This is a genomic window from Pseudoalteromonas sp. APC 3250, assembly GCF_030407915.1.
GTDB classification, from domain to species: Bacteria; Pseudomonadota; Gammaproteobacteria; order Enterobacterales; family Alteromonadaceae; genus Pseudoalteromonas; species Pseudoalteromonas tetraodonis.
The window spans coordinates 45786-62775 of record NZ_JASDCM010000006.1 but is presented as its reverse complement, the minus strand read 5'-3'; the positions used below and the strand labels follow the sequence as shown (position 1 = coordinate 62775).

General features: G+C 41.1%; 15 protein-coding genes. 13 read left to right on the top strand and 2 right to left on the bottom strand.

Features of this window, described 5'->3' with window-relative positions; genetic code table 11:
• A complete protein-coding gene (glnD, locus tag QL986_RS08250; RefSeq protein WP_013465431.1) occupies positions 1-2619 on the bottom strand; it encodes a [protein-PII] uridylyltransferase in 2619 nt (872 codons plus the stop codon).
• Between the two features lie 167 nt (positions 2620-2786).
• Positions 2787-3572, bottom strand: a complete 786-nt coding sequence (gene map, locus QL986_RS08245) for a type I methionyl aminopeptidase (RefSeq protein WP_008467527.1) — start codon at positions 3570-3572, stop codon at positions 2787-2789.
• A 272-nt stretch (positions 3573-3844) separates the two neighbouring features.
• Between map and rpsB the strand changes: the two genes are divergently transcribed.
• From rpsB to lpxA, 13 genes are all read left to right on the top strand, one after another.
• Positions 3845-4573 carry a 30S ribosomal protein S2 gene (gene rpsB / locus QL986_RS08240; protein ID WP_013465430.1) on the top strand — a complete coding sequence of 243 codons (729 nt, stop codon included), beginning with the start codon at positions 3845-3847 and terminating at the stop codon, positions 4571-4573.
• 104 nt (positions 4574-4677) lie between these two features.
• Positions 4678-5529, top strand: a complete 852-nt coding sequence (gene tsf / locus QL986_RS08235) for a translation elongation factor Ts (RefSeq protein ID WP_013465429.1) — start codon at positions 4678-4680, stop codon at positions 5527-5529.
• A 158-nt stretch (positions 5530-5687) separates the two neighbouring features.
• On the top strand, positions 5688-6437 hold the full coding sequence (gene pyrH, locus QL986_RS08230; RefSeq protein WP_290191453.1) for a UMP kinase: 750 nt from the start codon (positions 5688-5690) through the stop codon (positions 6435-6437).
• A gap of 14 nt (positions 6438-6451) precedes the next feature.
• Positions 6452-7009: a ribosome recycling factor gene (gene frr, locus QL986_RS08225; protein WP_008467521.1), complete on the top strand. Its 558-nt coding sequence runs from the start codon at positions 6452-6454 to the stop codon at positions 7007-7009.
• A gap of 256 nt (positions 7010-7265) precedes the next feature.
• Positions 7266-8045, top strand: a complete 780-nt coding sequence (locus tag QL986_RS08220) for an isoprenyl transferase (RefSeq protein ID WP_008110986.1) — start codon at positions 7266-7268, stop codon at positions 8043-8045.
• A 21-nt stretch (positions 8046-8066) separates the two neighbouring features.
• Positions 8067-8933, top strand: a complete 867-nt coding sequence (locus QL986_RS08215) for a phosphatidate cytidylyltransferase (RefSeq protein WP_008110985.1) — start codon at positions 8067-8069, stop codon at positions 8931-8933.
• Positions 8930-10132, top strand: a complete 1203-nt coding sequence (ispC, locus tag QL986_RS08210) for a 1-deoxy-D-xylulose-5-phosphate reductoisomerase (RefSeq protein WP_138764499.1) — start codon at positions 8930-8932, stop codon at positions 10130-10132. Before QL986_RS08215 ends, ispC begins: the two co-directional genes overlap by 4 nt.
• A gap of 1 nt (position 10133) precedes the next feature.
• Complete coding sequence (gene rseP, locus QL986_RS08205; RefSeq protein WP_058155036.1) at positions 10134-11486, top strand: sigma E protease regulator RseP; 1353 nt, start codon at positions 10134-10136, stop codon at positions 11484-11486.
• A gap of 106 nt (positions 11487-11592) precedes the next feature.
• The gene (gene bamA, locus QL986_RS08200; protein ID WP_058155514.1) at positions 11593-14064 is read left to right on the top strand and encodes an outer membrane protein assembly factor BamA; all 2472 of its coding nucleotides are present in this window, start codon (positions 11593-11595) and stop codon (positions 14062-14064) included.
• 11 nt (positions 14065-14075) lie between these two features.
• Positions 14076-14594: an OmpH family outer membrane protein gene (locus QL986_RS08195; protein ID WP_008467513.1), complete on the top strand. Its 519-nt coding sequence runs from the start codon at positions 14076-14078 to the stop codon at positions 14592-14594.
• A gap of 7 nt (positions 14595-14601) precedes the next feature.
• Complete coding sequence (lpxD, locus tag QL986_RS08190) at positions 14602-15624, top strand: UDP-3-O-(3-hydroxymyristoyl)glucosamine N-acyltransferase (protein ID WP_013465423.1); 1023 nt, start codon at positions 14602-14604, stop codon at positions 15622-15624.
• A gap of 27 nt (positions 15625-15651) precedes the next feature.
• Positions 15652-16104 (top strand): 3-hydroxyacyl-ACP dehydratase FabZ, encoded by a 453-nt coding sequence (fabZ, locus tag QL986_RS08185; RefSeq protein WP_008110974.1) that lies wholly within the window; start codon positions 15652-15654, stop codon positions 16102-16104.
• 2 nt (positions 16105-16106) lie between these two features.
• Positions 16107-16877, top strand: a complete 771-nt coding sequence (gene lpxA, locus QL986_RS08180; protein WP_013465422.1) for an acyl-ACP--UDP-N-acetylglucosamine O-acyltransferase — start codon at positions 16107-16109, stop codon at positions 16875-16877.
• The last annotated feature ends 113 nt before the right edge of the window (positions 16878-16990 follow it).

Here is a 16990-nt window from a genome sequence, read left to right as displayed (position 1 = left end):
TTATTCAATTTCGGCGTTGAGTTTTTTACGTAATGCCTGATGAATTTTTGCTTGCTCTTCATCAGTCAGCGCTTGATATTCGTTATTTGATACCACAAAGAAATCTTCTGCACGTTCGCCTACCGTGGTAATACGTGCGGCATGTATGTGGAGTAAGTAAGCTTGAAAAACCTCGGCTATTTTAGTTAATAGTCCAGGTATATCAACCGCTTGAATTTCTATTAAGCTACGATCCTTACGAGGGTGCGGGCGCAGTACAATTTTAGGTTTAATATTAAAGTCTTTAAAACGCTGTGATCGGCTCTTTTTAAAGCGTATTTTTTTACGTGGATCATGAAGCGCTTGCTCTAATCCGCGTTTAATCGATTGTGCGCGGCTACTGGCAATCGGATCGCCGTTAACTTCTAAAATAACAAAGTTGAACAGTACGTAGCCATCTTTGGTGGTCAGTACTTGGGCGTGCTGAATTTGCGCTTTTTTAGAGCCAATAACACTTACCAGTCGAGCAAAAAGGGCACCTGAATAGGGGCTATAAGCAAACACTTGGGTACCGCCATGCATCGCTTTATTAGAAACGATAACACTGGGCTGGCTTAAATCAGTGCACTTGAGTAAGTGCTCAGTATGCCAAGAAATTTGTTGCTCACTAAAAGCGGTAAAGTAATTTGCTTTAAAACGGCTCCAAATTAAGTCAATTTGCTCCTCGTGATAATGCAAATTAAGCAGGCGTTGCTTAGCTTGGTGCTTTTTATCACGAATTTGGTCGCGTTGATCCATTGGGTTTTCAAGCCCAAGGCGCAAGGCGCGCTGTGTGTGCAAATAAAGCTCGCGCAGCAGCGTGTTTTTCCAGTCATTCCATAGGTTGTCATTGGTGGCTCGAATATCAGCCACGGTTAAACAATAGAGGTAATCGAGTTGGCGTTCGGTTTTTACTCGCGATGCAAAATCTTTTATTACATCGGGGTCGTTAATATCTTTACGTTGCGCAGTTACCGACATAAGTAAGTGGTTGCTTACCAACCACGCTATGAGTTTACCATCTGAAGAGGCAAAACCATGCAGCTTTGAAAACGCTATGGCATCAACCGCGCCCAGCTCTGAGTGATCGCCACCACGCCCCTTAGCAATATCATGAAAAATACCAGCCAAATACAGTAATTCGGGTTTATCCATGCGCGTAACTATTTCACTGCAAATTGGAAAGTCACTAATGCTGGTTTTATCGAAGTATTGGTAAATATTATTAATTAATTTATGGGTATGTTCATCTACGGTATAGGCATGAAACAAATCAAACTGCATTTGGCCAAAAATATTGCGCCACTGCGGAAGGTAAGCGGCAATCATGCCGTGCTTATGCATTAGCGTAAATGCACGGCCCATGCCGTTAGGGTGCTTTATAATACGTAAAAAAGCTTCGCGGCACGCGGCATAATCTTGTAAGTCACCTAATAAGCGACGACGTACTTGGCGGATAGTTCGAATAGTGCTTGGGTATATATGGGTAATTTCTTGGTGATCAGCAATGTGCTCAAATAATACAAAAAGTTGGTCACGCCTAAAAAATACTGACGGGCTTTTTACCCGAATTTGATGGCCCACGCGTTCAAAATTACGATCAAGTTCTTCAACAGTGGCTTGGCTGCTGTCTGGTGAAATACTTTGCTCAAAGTACGAAAGTAGCATTTGATTAAGTTCACGCACCCGGCTCATTATTCTGAACAAGCGTTTCATCATGCGCTCAACAGAGGCTTTACCATCACTACCAAAACCCAAAATTTCAGCCGCTTGCGGTTGGTGATCGAATAATAAGCGGTTTTCTGAGCGACCTGCGGCTAAATGCAAAGCAAAGCGAATATTCCATAAATTTTCAAGGCACTCTAACAGTTCTTGGTATTCTTCGTGAGTTAGGTAGCCGTGATTTATCAGCTCTTGCAGGGTTTCGGCTCTAAAGTGTTTTTTAGCAACCCAAATAATGGTTTGTAAATCGCGCAGCCCGCCTGGATTTTCTTTTATATTAGGCTCTAGATTATAAGCCGTACCATGACATTTTTTGTGGCGTAAATTTTGCTCTTGTACTTTTGCAACAAAGAACTCTCCAGAGCCCCATACAGGCCTTTCGATGAGGTGACTTTTGAGCTTTTCGAATTCAATATGGTTGCCGAAAATTAATCGGCTTTCTAGTAGGCTGGTGGCAAAGGTAACATCTTCACGTTTTTGCTCTATGGCTTGTTCAATGGTACGTACACTGTGACCTATTTCTAAATTAAGATCCCACAGCATAGTGACAAACTGGCCAATTTTTTCGCAAATATCGTCATTGGGTTGCTGGGTAACAAGCAGTAAAAAGTCAATGTCGGAGTAGGGATGAAGTTCACCGCGACCATAACCTCCTACAGCAATTAAAGCGAGATCGGGCTCGTGGGCTAAATCGAAAACATGAAAGAGTTTAATCAGTAACCGGTCTATAAATTCTGCACGGGCGTTTATTAGATTACCAACAGGTTGTTTTGAGAATTCATTATGCAACCATTTATAAAAATAGGCGGAGCAATCGCGGTATTCGCTAAGTTGCTGAGCATCATTGAGCAACTTTTTTACTTTGTTAGGTAATGCCACTTAGGCTGGCTCCTATATATGGACTGCATTATAAGTCTTGGATTAAGTTATTTTTATACTGTGTTTGCTGCAAAGGGAATAAATCATGTTATTTCCCTTTGCAGCAAACCACTTAATCTGTACGCAGGCTAAAGCCCGTTATTACTATGATTAAGCACACACTACTATTAGTGCTCGATGATTCTATCGATAGTATCATCTGATCGTAGTGTTAAAATTTCAACACCATTTTCAGTTACCAGTAAGGTATGTTCCCACTGAGCTGATAAACTACGGTCTTTTGTTACCACAGTCCAGTCGTCTTTTAGTAATTTACATTGGCGTTTGCCTGCATTGACCATGGGCTCGATTGTTAAACACATACCGGCTTTTAATGTTTCGCCTGTACCTGGTTTTCCGTAATGCATTACCTGTGGTTCTTCATGAAATTCACTGCCAATACCGTGCCCGCAGTATTCACGTACGATAGAGTAATTAAAGCTCTCTGCATATTTTTGAATAGCTGCACCAATATCACCAAGGCGAACACCCGGTTTTACCATTTTAATGGCAAGGTAAAGGCTTTCTTGAGTCACTTCTGCAAGGCGTTTGCCTTGAATGTTAGGTGTGCCAACATGGAACATTTTTGAAGTATCACCATGGTAACCATCTTTAATAACAGTAATGTCAATATTGACACTGTCACCGTCTTTTAATGCTTTGTCGTTCGGAATTCCGTGACAAATTACATGATTTACCGAGGTACAAATTGATTTTGGAAAACCATGATAATTAAGAGGAGCAGGAACGGCATCTTGCACATTAACAATATAATCATGACAAATTGTATTTAGCTCATCGGTGGTGATACCTGGTACCACATGTGGTTCGATCATTTCTAGCACATCAGCAGCCAAACGGCCGGCTACACGCATTTTCTCGATTTCTTCAGGGGTCTTAATCACAGCGCTCATTGAGGCTCCAAAGTTGCGTTTTTAGATGATTATCGTCGCACAATTTTTGCACGAGACGTTGAGTATTTAATTTTAATATGGTATAAAGCGCGCCGTCTTTTTACAAATAAATTCTTAAATGATTTTTTGTATTTAAGGCAAACACAATTTTATTTTAACACACACACGTATCGTCACATACACTTGGGTGCATTTCAGTTTCATTTAACTGCGGTGTTGGTGCTATGGGATATGTGGAGGCCTAACCCTAAACAACTTAGAGGATTTACAAAATGGCAAACGTTTCAATGCGCGATATGCTTCAAGCTGGTGTTCACTTTGGTCACCAAGCACGTTACTGGAACCCTAAGATGAAACCTTTCATCTTCGGCGCACGTAACCGTGTACATATCATCAACCTTGAGCAAACTGTACCAATGTTCAACACTGCACTTAAGTTTTTATCTGGTGCTGCTGCAAACAAAGGTAAAGTTCTTTTCGTTGGTACTAAGCGCGCAGCAAGCGAAGCAGTAAAAGAAGCTGCTTTACAAAGCGATCAATTCTTCGTTAACCACCGTTGGTTAGGCGGCATGTTGACTAACTGGAAAACAGTTCGTCAATCAATCAAGCGTCTTAAAGACCTTGAAGCTCAAAGCCAAGACGGTACTTTCGAGAAGTTAACTAAGAAAGAAGCGTTAATGCTTACTCGTGAAATGGACAAGCTTGAAAAAAGCCTTGGTGGTATTAAAAACATGGGTGGCCTTCCAGACGCTATCTTTGTAATCGATGCTGACCACGAGCACATTGCTATCCGTGAAGCTAACAACCTAGGTATCCCAGTTGTTGCAATCGTTGATACTAACTCTAACCCAGACGGTGTTGATTACATCGTACCTGGTAACGATGATGCTATCCGTGCAATCAACCTTTACACTAGTGCTGTTGCAGCTGCGATCACTGAAGGCCGTGAGAGTAACATCGTTGCTCAAGCTGAAAAAGATGACTTCGTAGAAGCTGAGTAATTAGCTGTCATCAAGTCTTCATCTTTTAAAGGTGAAGACTTGCTATTCTTGTGGAGCGGGTAACCCGCTTATCTAAACCTGATTTCAGATTTGAGGATTTACTAATGGCTGTAACTACTGCCCTAGTTAAAGAATTACGCGAGCGTACTGGCGCTGGCATGATGGATTGTAAAAAAGCGTTAACTGAGACTGATGGTGACATCGAGTTAGCGATTGAAAACATGCGTAAGAGCGGTGCTGCAAAGGCTGCTAAAAAAGCAGGTAACATCGCTGCTGAAGGTACTATCATCATCAAGCAAAACGCAGGTGTTGCAGTACTTGTAGAAGTTAACTGTCAAACTGACTTCGTAGCTAAAGATGCAAGCTTCTTAGCATTTGCTAATAAAGTTGCAGATGCTGCTATCGCTGACACTTCATCTATCGAAGACTTACAAGCTAAGTTTGAAGAAGATCGTGTTGAGCTAGTAACTAAAATTGGTGAAAACATCAATGTACGTCGTCTTCAGTACATCACTGGTGAGCAACTAGTTGAGTACCGTCACGGCGAGCGTATTGGTGTTGTTGTTGCAGGTGTTGCTGATGAAGAAACACTTAAGCACGTTGCAATGCACGTTGCTGCTTCAAACCCAGACTACCTAACGCCAGATGATGTACCTGCTGATGTTGTTGAAAAAGAAAAGCAAGTACAAATCGACATCGCGATGAATGAAGGCAAGCCTGCTGAAATCGCTGAGAAGATGGTTGTTGGTCGTATGAAGAAATTTACTGGTGAGGTTTCTCTTACTGGTCAAGCTTTCATCATGGAACCTAAAAAGTCTGTTGGCGAAATTCTTAAAGAGAAAAACGCAACAGTTACTGGCTTTGTACGTATGGAAGTTGGTGCAGGTATCGAGAAGAAAGAAGAAGATTTTGCTGCTGAAGTTGCTGCTCAAATTGCAGCTGCTAAAGCTAAGTAAGATTAGCTATTTGTGATGCCAAAGGAAAATAGATGCAATTAAAGTACTATTTGCTTTTGCGTCACGCTTAGAAATTCTTTAAAATAACCGCGCTTTTATGTTTAACATAAGCGCGGTTATTTTTTATCCATAATTCAATAAAAGTTGGCCCCAAAACTATGACTATCAATCGCAAACCTATTTTTAGACGTGTTCTTCTCAAATTAAGTGGTGAAGCTTTAATGGGAGACGAAGGCTTCGGCATCGACCCTAAAGTTTTAGATCGTATGGCACAAGAAATTAAAGAGCTCGTAGAACTCGACGTAGAAGTGGGTTTAGTTATTGGTGGCGGTAACTTTTTACGTGGTGGCTCACTAGCCGAAGCGGGTATGAACCGCGTTGTTGGCGACCACATGGGTATGCTTGCAACCGTCATGAATGGTCTTGCTATGCGTGATGCGTTGCACCGTGCATTTGTAAATTGCCGTTTAATGTCAGCCATTCCTTTAAATGGCGTATGTGATGCGTATAACTGGGCAGAAGCCATTAGCTTATTAAAAACAGGTCGTGTTGTTATTTTTGCAGCCGGTACGGGTAACCCGTTCTTTACAACTGACTCTGCAGCGTGTTTACGTGGCATTGAAATTGAAGCTGACACAGTAATTAAAGCAACCAAAGTAGATGGTGTATTTAGCGATGATCCGGTTAAAAACCCAGATGCGACACTTTACCGTCACTTAAGCTACAATGAAATTATTGATAAAGAACTAAAAGTAATGGATTTAGCGGCATTTACATTAGCTCGCGACCATATTATGCCATTGAGCGTATTTAATATGAATAAATCAGGCGCATTAAAACGCGTAATAATGGGTGAAGAAGAAGGAACCCTTATTTCTTCACAAGCCTCAGATGAAGTTAGTAACTAGATTAGGATTAAACCGTGATTAACGATATTCAAAAAGATGCGCAAGCGCGCATGCAAAAAAGTGTAGCAGCACTTGGTAGTCAATTATCTAAAATTCGTACTGGCCGTGCTCATCCTGCAATTTTAGACGGCATCATGGTGTCGTACTACGGCGCACCAACACCGTTAAACCAAGTTGCAAATGTAACAATTGAAGACTCACGTACATTGGCTATTGGTGTATTTGATAAGTCATTAGCGCAAGCTGTTGAAAAAGCGATTATGGCATCTGACCTTGGTTTAAATCCAATGTCTGCAGGTACAGTGATCCGTGTACCACTTCCTCCATTGACTGAAGAACGTCGTAAAGATTTAATTAAAATCGTACGTGGTGAAGTAGAAGGCGGTCGTGTTGCTATTCGTAACATTCGTCGTGATGCAAATGGCGATATTAAAAACTTATTAAAAGATAAAGACATCTCTGAAGATGAAGCGCGTCAAGCTGAAGATGCTATTCAAAAAATCACTGATAAGTTTATCAAAGAAATGGATACGCAACTAACAGCGAAAGAAGCTGAGTTGATGGAAATCTAATTGCTAATCTAGGCTCGGATTAACAGCTTTACTGAAGTAACTAAGTCGTTGTTTATATGCCTTCGCACTTAACTTTAATTGTGTGATTTTAAAGGGTAACAGATTGTGTTTACTCTTTGCTATTGGCTCGATTATCAGTAAATACAAGGTTGTTAGCTGTATAATTATTTGCTTTATGTAGATTTATTATCACGGGTACAGGTTAAAATTATTAGTTTTGAAACGCCGTCTGGGGTATACTAGGCGGCGTTTTTTTATGGAATACACAAAATTTATGGTTCTAGACGCTGATACAATTTCACAGCAATGTTTACCTAAACATGTTGCCATCATCATGGATGGGAACGGGCGTTGGGCACAAGCTAGAAATAGACCTCGTGTATATGGGCATAAAAAAGGCGTGGATGCAGTTCGTCAATCCGTGCAGTTTTGTACTAAATTAGGAATACAATCGTTAACCTTATTTGCTTTTAGTAGTGAAAACTGGCGCCGCCCTGAAGACGAAGTAAATACACTTATGGAGCTTTTTTTATTTGTACTGAGTAAAGAAGTTAAAAAGCTGCATAAAAATAACGTAAAACTAACCATCATTGGAGATTTATCTCGATTCTCTGAAAGCTTGCGCGCTAAAGTACATACAGCTCAAGAACTAACAGCGAACAATACCGGGCTGCACTTAAATGTTGCGGCAAATTACGGTGGTCGCTGGGATATGACTCACGCTGCTAAGCAAGTTGCTTTACAAGTAGCGAATGGAGAAATTGACCCAGCAGATATTACAGAAGAACATATTGCACAGCATATGAGTATGGCAGATCAAGCTCAGCCTGATTTATTGATCCGTACCGGTGGCGATGTCAGAATTAGTAACTTTTTACTTTGGCAGGCAGCCTACGCTGAACTTTATTTCACAAATACACTTTGGCCTGATTTTAATGAAGCTGCTTTTGCAGAGGCCATTGCATGTTACGTTGCCAGAGAGCGACGTTTTGGTTGCACGGGCGAACAAATAAAACAATTACTCGCTCAAACCTAAAATAGATTAAGGGTCATCATTTTGTTAAAACAACGTATTTTAACCTCACTAGTGCTAGCGCCATTAGCACTGGCTTTGGTTTTTTACACCCCACTAACGTTATTTAGTTATTTTGCGGGTGCTATTGTATTAATGGGCGCGTGGGAATGGTCTGCCTTTATGGGACTATGCGATAAGCTAAAACGTGGCGCCTTCGTGTTATTAGTGGCAGTATTACTAGGGTTACTCAATTTGCATTGGCCTATAGAGACTCTATGGCAAGATGGTCAACTTGTAGGCGATGCTAATTACTTATTTACCTTGTCGTTTTCTTGGTGGTTGGTAGCCAGTTACTTAGTGTGGCGTTACCCTGCTATGGCGAAAGGGTGGAACGAAGGGCTTGTGATGCGCGGCATTGCTGGTTTGTTGACCTTAGTACCGCTATGGCTTGCACTTAACACACTGCGTAGTGCGCAATATACGGAATCTACTCACTATGGCTCTATGCTCATTTTAGTTGTATTAGGCATTGTATGGAGTGCCGATATAGGCGCTTACTTTACAGGTAAAAGTTTTGGTAAACATAAGTTAATGCCTAAAGTTAGTCCAAATAAAACCATAGAAGGCCTCGCAGGTGGCGTGGTTGCCGCGGTGTTATTTGTACTGGCTTTTTGTTATTACACTAACGTTGATACCTCTGTATGGCCTATTTATGCAGTTATGACAGCGTTTATTGCCTTGTTTTCTGCGGTAGGTGATTTACTTGAGAGTATGTTTAAGCGCGAAGCGGGACTTAAAGATAGCGGCAGTTGCTTACCAGGACACGGTGGTATTTTAGACCGTATTGATAGTTTAACTGCGGCAGCACCGATGTTTGTTATTTGCTTTGCTTGGACGCTTAGCTTATGAGTGCTGTGCAACAACTGGTTATTTTGGGTGCGACGGGGTCGATAGGTCTTAGCACGTTAGATGTTGTTGCAAGAAACCAACAGCAATTTAAAGTTTTTGCATTGACCGCAGGACAAAATGCAAAAAAAATGGCTGAACTGTGTATAGCTCACCAGCCTCGTTATGCTGTAATGGCATCTGAATCGGCGGCTAAGCAGCTTTCTGCGCTTTTAAAGCATGAGAGTAAAACGCAAGTAATGCATGGCGAGAAAGCCATGAGTGAGCTCTGTGCTCATGGTGATGTTGATACGGTTATGTCAGCGATTGTCGGTGCAGCCGGATTACTACCTACCTTGAGCGCTGTTGAAGCGGGCAAAAAAGTATTGCTTGCCAACAAAGAGTCACTGGTGATGTCGGGTCAGTTATTCATTGATAAAGTTAAAAAGCATCAAGCAACTTTATTACCCATCGACAGCGAGCATAATGCTATTTTTCAGTGTTTACCTAGTGCTTTACAAAATACCCAAGGGCAAGCAAGGCTTGAGCAACATGGGGTTAGCAAAATTTTATTAACTGGCTCAGGTGGCCCGTTTTTAAATCGCGATATCAATACCCTTAACACCGTTAGCGTCAGTGAAGCGGTTGCTCATCCTAATTGGTCTATGGGGCAAAAAATATCAGTAGACTCAGCTACGATGATGAACAAAGGCTTAGAGTTTATTGAGGCTAAATGGTTATTTAACTGTGATGCAAGCGATATTGATGTGGTGATTCATCCTCAAAGTATTATCCATTCTATGGTGCAATACCAAGATGGCTCTATTTTAGCGCAAATGGGTAACCCTGATATGCGCACCCCGATAGCGCATGCACTTGCGTATCCAGAGCGCATTGATGCGGGTGTCAAGCCGTTAAATTTTTCTGATATTTGTGATTTTTCGTTTACCAAACCTGATTTCTCACGTTACCCCAATTTAAAGCTTGCAATTGCAGCCTGTGATGCAGGCCAAGGAGCCACCACCACCGTTAATGCGGCTAATGAGATTGCAGTTAATGCGTTTTTACAGGGGCAGATTGGGTTTACGGATATTTATAAAGTGAATGCGCAAACGCTAGACGCCGCACAATTTACTGATGCGAAAACTCTCGATGAAATTTTAGAGTGTGACCGTTTAGCACGCATCAGCGCTGCGCAGTTTATAACAAAAGTGGTGCATTGATATGTTCGATTTTTTTTGGAATTTAGGTTCGTTTATACTCGCACTAGGCATTCTAGTGACCGTTCATGAATATGGTCATTTTTGGGTTGCGCGTAAAGCGGGTGTAAAGGTACTGCGCTTTTCAATTGGTTTTGGTAAACCCTTACTAAAATGGCACGATAAATATAATACTGAGTACGTTATTGCGGCAATCCCGCTGGGCGGATACGTGAAAATGCTCGACGAGCGTGTTGATGAAGTGCCTGCCAATCAACGTCATTTATCGTTTAATGCTAAATCAGTTCAAGCCCGCATAGCCATTGTGGCAGCAGGGCCGATGGCGAACTTTTTGTTCGCTATTTTTGCTTTAGCGGTGATGTACATGGTAGGTGTGCAAACCATAAAACCAGTTGTGGGTAGTGTTGTTGAAGGCAGTCGAGCTGAACAGGCCGGTATTATGCCAACCCAGCAAATTATTAAAATTGGTGATGACGACATAAGTAATTGGCAAGATGCGACCTTTTCTTTGATGTCTCATTTAGGTGATAAAAGCGTTGCCGTAACCTTACGTAACGAAAATTATCAGCAAACAGTGCAAACGCTTAACCTAGATGGTTGGAAGCTTGATCAACAAGATGTACCGCCGCTCAGTTCGTTAGGTATTGTACCGTTTCGTCCTCAGGCAACCTTGGTTATTGCTGCTATTACTAAAAACTCAGCTGCTGAACAGGCTAATTTACAGGTTAACGACGTTATTTTAGCTGTGAATGGTGAAACAATGAGCAGTTGGCAGCAATTAGTTAATCTTATTACTCAATCGGCTAACAAATCCTTACAATTTAGTGTAAAAAGACAAGATAGTATAAAAACAATAACAGTTACTCCAAAGAGCCGGGTCGTCAGTAATGGCATAGAGCAAGGCTTTTTGGGTGTTGCTCCCGTTGTAGAGCAGTGGCCTGATGATTTTGTAGAGACTAGACATTATGGGCCACTAGATAGTATTGTGCTGGGCACAAAAGAAACATGGCGTTTAATTACGCTGAGTTTTGACATGATAGGTAACTTAATAACAGGCCAAGTGTCGGTTAAAAACCTAAGTGGACCCGTCGGCATAGCCGTAGGCGCCGGCACCAGTGTTAGTTATGGATTAGTCGCATTTTTAAGCTTTTTAGCTTTGATAAGCGTTAACTTGGGAGTATTTAATTTACTTCCTCTGCCAGTGCTTGATGGTGGGCACTTAATGTATTACATAATTGAACTTTTTCGTAAAAAGCCAGTCTCTGAAAAGACACAAGAGTTTGGTTTTAAAGTGGGAGCCTTGCTACTCATTTTTCTAACATGTTTCGCTTTGTTCAATGATGTATCGCGCTTGTAGTTATGTAAGCGTGGTAACGACAAATTAGAACACGATTGTAAAGCTCGTAAATATTTAATTTTCGATGCTAAGCGGTAATACAGTTGTAAAGGATAAAGATAATAAAATGGCTATAAAAAAACATTTGGTAGTTTCAAGTTTATTGGGTGCAAGCTTTGCAGCCCTAGGCCAAAACTCCTTTATTGTTGAAGATTTAAAAGTTGAGGGATTGCAACGTGTTGCACTTGGTGCTGCATTAACGCATATTCCTATTAACGTGGGCGACAATGTTGATGAATATACAATTTCAAAAACAATTAAGTCACTTTATCGCTCTGGTCACTTTGACAATATAAAAGCGTTACGTGATGGTAATAACGTTATTTTTAAAGTAACTGAACGTCCAACCATTAGCTTTATTGAATTTGAAGGCAATAAAGACATAAAAGATGAGCAGTTAAATCAGTCACTCGATCAACAAGATATTCGCCAAGGCGAGCCGCTTGATAAAACGGTAATCGATAACATCGAAAAAGGCCTGATTGAATTTTTCCACAGTATTGGTAAATACAATGCAAAAGTGGATATCAGTGTTACTAAATTACCACGTAATCGGGTTAAATTAAGACTTGAGTTTGACGAGGGCGATGCAGCCTCCATTCGTCAAATTAACTTAGTAGGTAATGAGCTTTTCTCAAACGAAGAGTTATTGCAACTAGTTGAGTCACAGCAAGACTTACCATGGTGGCAGTTTATGGGTAGCGACCGCTATCAAAAACAAACCATTGAAGGCGATTTAGAGAAAATTCGCAGCTTTTATTTAGACCGTGGCTATTTACGCTTTAATATTGACTCAACTCAAGTATCAGTTAGCCCTGAACGTGAGTCTGTTTATGTAACGGCAAATATTACCGAAGGCGTTAAATACAAAGTGAAAGGCTTTGATTTCATCGGTGATTTACTCGGTCGTGAAGAATTAATAAAAAGTGTTATTCCACTGCGTACAGGCGAGCTTTATAACGGATCAGTGGTTACCTCATCAGAAGAATTTATCAAAAGCTACTTGGCGCGTTTTGGTTACGCCAATGCTGAAGTACGTACGATTCCAGAAATTGATGACGAGAACCAAGAAGTACAATTGACTCTGTCGGTTGACCCAGGCAAGCGTGTGTATGTTCGTCGAATTATTGTAGGTGGTAACCAAAACACGGCTGATGAAGTACTGCGTCGTGAAATGACACAGCTTGAAGGCGCATGGTTATCTAATCAAAATCTAGAGCGTTCTAAACTACAAATTCAACGTTTACCTTATATGGAAACCGTTGATTTTAATGTGGTGCCAGTTCCAGGTGTGGATGACCAAGTGGACGTTGACTTTACTGTTAAAGAGCAATCTGCGGGCAGCTTCAATGCCGGTCTTGCCTATGGCTCATACTTAGGTCTGCAGTTTAATATTGGTGTAACCGAGTCTAACTTTTTAGGCACAGGTAACCAAATTGGCTTTAATATTAATACTTCACGCGGCTCTGAGCGTGTCAGTGTATCGTATACCGACCCTTACTTTACGCCGGATGGCGTATCGCAGGGCAGCAGTATCTTTTACAGTAACTACGATGCCAGTCAGTTTAGCTTGATTGACTATAAGTCAAAAAGTTATGGGTTAGGGACAAACATTGGTTTCCCAATTGATGCCATTAACCGTATTAACTTTGGCGCACGTTGGATAGAAGAACAATTGTCAGATATTGCTGAATATGAGCAAACACGTGTACTACGTGAAACCTTCTTAGATCCAGAAAATCCAGATGCGGGCTTTGAATTTACAAAGTACGAGCTAAGTGTTGGTTGGTCACGTGTTACAGTTAACCGTGGTTTATTCCCAACGGCAGGTTCACGACAAACATTAAACTTAACAGCCACAACGCCAAACTCTGATTTACAGTACTTTAAATTAAATTATGATTCGCGTTTTTACTGGCCGATTTCTAACGATCATCGTTGGGTTTTCTCAACGCGTGCTGCATTAGGTTATGGTAATGGTTATGGCTCTACCAATGGCTATGATCAAACTTTACCGTTCCAAGAATACTTCCGTATCACTGAAATGGAATTACGTGGCTTTGATAGAAATACCATTTTACCGCGTGCTGTTTCGCGTATACCGCAATCAATACCAGGTACGCCATCAGGTGATGGCACAACCACAGGCAACATTGGTGGGGCGTCAGAGTTTGACGTGCTAATACCACAAGGTCGTATTGGTGGTAATGCTAAAGCAGTGGCAGGTATGGAGCTTATTGTACCTACTCCATTCTTAGATGAAGAAAATACTAGTTCAGTGCGAACGAGTTTCTTTGTTGACGCTGCCAACGTATGGGATACCGAATTCAGTGTTGATCGCTATCAAAACTTAGGGATTGATGAGCGTGCAAAATTAGATGACTACTCAGACCCAATGCGCTTTAGGGTTGCAACCGGTTTATCATTACAGTGGATCTCACCTATGGGTCCGATGCTGATCAGCTTTGCGTATCCGTTGCAAAAAGAAGAAGATGACGATACCAAGACCATCAGTTTTAATATTAGTAACACTTTCTAAAGGAGTTTATTGTGAAAAAATTATTCAAATCAACAGCAGTTGCCGTTTTAGCTACACTTATGATGGGTACATCAGTTAACGCTTTTGCTCATAAAGTGGGTATTGTAGATATGCAAGAAATCTACAAGCAGCTTCCACAAATGGCTAAAATTGAACAGTCTCTGCAAACTGAGTTTGCAGAGCGTCGTCAAGAGCTTGAAAAGTTACAAGGTGACATTCGCTTTGAAGCTGAAAAGTTTAAGCGTGAAAGCACTACAATGAGTCAAGACCAAAAAGACGCATTACGTGATAAAATTCAAGGTATGCAAAAAAATCTTGCTGAAAAAGGTCGTCCTCTAGAGCAAGAAATTAAATCACGCCAAAATCAAGAGTTGGCTAAAGTTCAGACTCTAATCATTGAAACAATCCAAGAGATTGCTAAAAAAGGCGACTTCGACGAAGTTAAAGTAAAAGACACAACAATTTACTTTAACCCTAAAGAAGTAACTGATCTTTCTGAAAAAGTTGTAGACGCTGTAAGTAAGAAATAATTAATCTATGCAAAATTATACGCTTTCGCAAATTGCGGAACTTCTAAGCGCCGAGCTACAAGGTGATGGCGCTTTAGAAATTAAAAAAATAGCAACACTTGCAAATGCCCAGACTGGGCATATTGCATTTTTAGCGAACAAGAAATATCGCTCTCAGCTTGAAACAACACAAGCCAGTGCTGTGATACTGAGTCCTGAGGATGCGCCTTATTTTTCAGGCAACAAAATCATCGTCGCCAATCCGTATGTGAATTACGCCAAACTCGCTCAGTTAATGGATACCACGCCACGTAGTGCCATTAGTGGTATACACCCAAGTGCGGTTATACATGCCAGTGCGCAAGTCAGTAAAAGCGCAGCCATAGGCGCGAATGTTGTAATTGAAGCTGACGCTGTGATTGGCGATAACGTACAAATTGGTCCGAACAGTTTTATTGGTGAACGTGTTAAAATAGGCTCAGGCACCAAACTATGGTCAAGTGTGAGCGTTTATCATGATGTTGAGATTGGCGCAGACTGTTTATTTCAAGCGAATACTGTTATTGGCAGCGACGGTTTTGGTTATGCGAATGAACGTGGTCAGTGGCTTAAAATTCCACAACTAGGCTCAGTGATCATTGGCGATAAAGTCGAAATTGGTGCAAGCACCACCATAGATCGTGGTGCACTCGATGATACTATTATTCACAGTAACGTTATTATTGATAATCAGTGTCAAATAGCACACAACGTTGAAGTTCAGTCAGGCACTGCAATTGCCGGTTGTACTGTACTTGCAGGCAGTGTCAGCATAGGTAAAAATTGCCAGATTGGCGGCATGACCGCAATTAACGGTCACATGTCTGTATGTGATGGTGTTATAATTACTGGTATGAGTATGGTGACTAAATCAATCACCGAACCGGGTATTTACTCATCCGGTATGCCTCATACGACTAACAAAGAATGGCGAAAGTCAATTGCTCATTTGCGTAACCTTTCAGACATGAAGTCACGTCTAAAAGCGCTTGAAGCATTGAATAAGTCATGAACGTTGAACACTAATAAGGATGCTATTTTGGCAAACGAATTAAATAGCCTTGATATTCAAGAAATTTTAAGTTTATTACCGCACCGTTACCCGATGCTACTGATTGATCGCGTTATAGATTTCACCCCTGGTGAATCGTTACATGCAATTAAAAATGTATCGATTAATGAACCCATTTTCACCGGCCATTTCCCAAACCAGCCGATTTTTCCTGGTGTGCTAATATTAGAGTCAATGGCACAAGCAACTGGCCTATTAGGGTTTAAAACGGTTGAAAATCGTAGTGAAAACGAACTTTATCTATTTGCAGCCGTAGACAATGCTCGTTTTAAGCAGCCGGTTGTGCCAGGTGATACCATGCATCTTCATGTTAAGTTTTTAAAAGAGCGTCGTAACATATGGAAATTTGCGGCTGAAGCTAAAGTTGACGGCAAAACAGTGTGTAGCGCCGAAATCATGTGTGCTAGAAGAGAGTTTTAATTGTGATCCATGCTACGGCAATAATCGAACCGGGTGCAAAACTTGGTAACAATGTGTCAGTTGGACCATACAGTTACATCGGTAATGATGTTGTTATTGGTGATGACTGTATTATTGAGTCTCACGTTGTTGTTAAAGGGCCTGCTACTATTGGCTCTGGTAACCATATTTTTCAGTTTGCTTCTGTGGGCGAAGCCTGCCAAGACAAAAAATATAACAACGAACCAACAAGCTTAATTATTGGCGACAATAATGTTATTCGTGAATGTGCGACTATTCATCGCGGTACAATCCAAGATGAAGGTGTTACCAAAATAGGTAGCAATAACTTATTTATGGCTTACACTCATGTTGCACACGATGCGGTGATTGGCGATAACGTTATTTTTGCAAATAATGCCAGTGTAGCAGGTCACGTTCATGTTGGTGATTGGGTTATTTTAGCGGGTAACTCAGGTGTGCATCAATTTTGTAAAATTGGTGCTCATGCATTTGTTGGTATGTATTCTGGTGTAAATAAAGACGTACCTCCTTTTGTTACCACCATTGGGATGCCAGCAGGCCCTGCAGCAATCAATACCGAAGGTATGAAACGCCGTGGTTTTGAAAGTGATGAGATAATGGCAGTACGCCGCGCGTACAAAGCGTTTTATCGCAAGAGCCTAGGCGTTGATGAAGCGATAGAATCGCTTTCAGAAGACGCTGAAAAATACCCTGCTGTGCAGCTGATGATTGATTTTGTTAAAAGCTCAGAGCGCGGTATCGTGCGTTAATAAAGAGCATTTTAATTTATAAAAAAACCACCTTTGAGTAATCAAGGTGGTTTTTTATTAGCTGATATTTGATTAATAACTCAGCCATGAAGTGCATGTTGCTATGTTTATTA

Excerpts from the sequence above, each read along its gene's own strand:
- pyrH (WP_290191453.1), top strand. The coding sequence starts at position 5,688 with ATGACTATCAATCGCAAACCTATTTTTAGACGTGTTCTTCTCAAATTA.
- rseP (WP_058155036.1), top strand. The coding sequence starts at position 10,134 with ATGTTCGATTTTTTTTGGAATTTAGGTTCGTTTATACTCGCACTAGGC.
- rpsB (WP_013465430.1), top strand. The coding sequence starts at position 3,845 with ATGGCAAACGTTTCAATGCGCGATATGCTTCAAGCTGGTGTTCACTTT.
- map (WP_008467527.1), bottom strand. The coding sequence starts at position 3,572 with ATGAGCGCTGTGATTAAGACCCCTGAAGAAATCGAGAAAATGCGTGTA.
- bamA (WP_058155514.1), top strand. The coding sequence starts at position 11,593 with ATGGCTATAAAAAAACATTTGGTAGTTTCAAGTTTATTGGGTGCAAGC.
- ispC (WP_138764499.1), top strand. The coding sequence starts at position 8,930 with ATGAGTGCTGTGCAACAACTGGTTATTTTGGGTGCGACGGGGTCGATA.
- tsf (WP_013465429.1), top strand. The coding sequence starts at position 4,678 with ATGGCTGTAACTACTGCCCTAGTTAAAGAATTACGCGAGCGTACTGGC.
- QL986_RS08220 (WP_008110986.1), top strand. The coding sequence starts at position 7,266 with ATGGAATACACAAAATTTATGGTTCTAGACGCTGATACAATTTCACAG.
- lpxD (WP_013465423.1), top strand. The coding sequence starts at position 14,602 with ATGCAAAATTATACGCTTTCGCAAATTGCGGAACTTCTAAGCGCCGAG.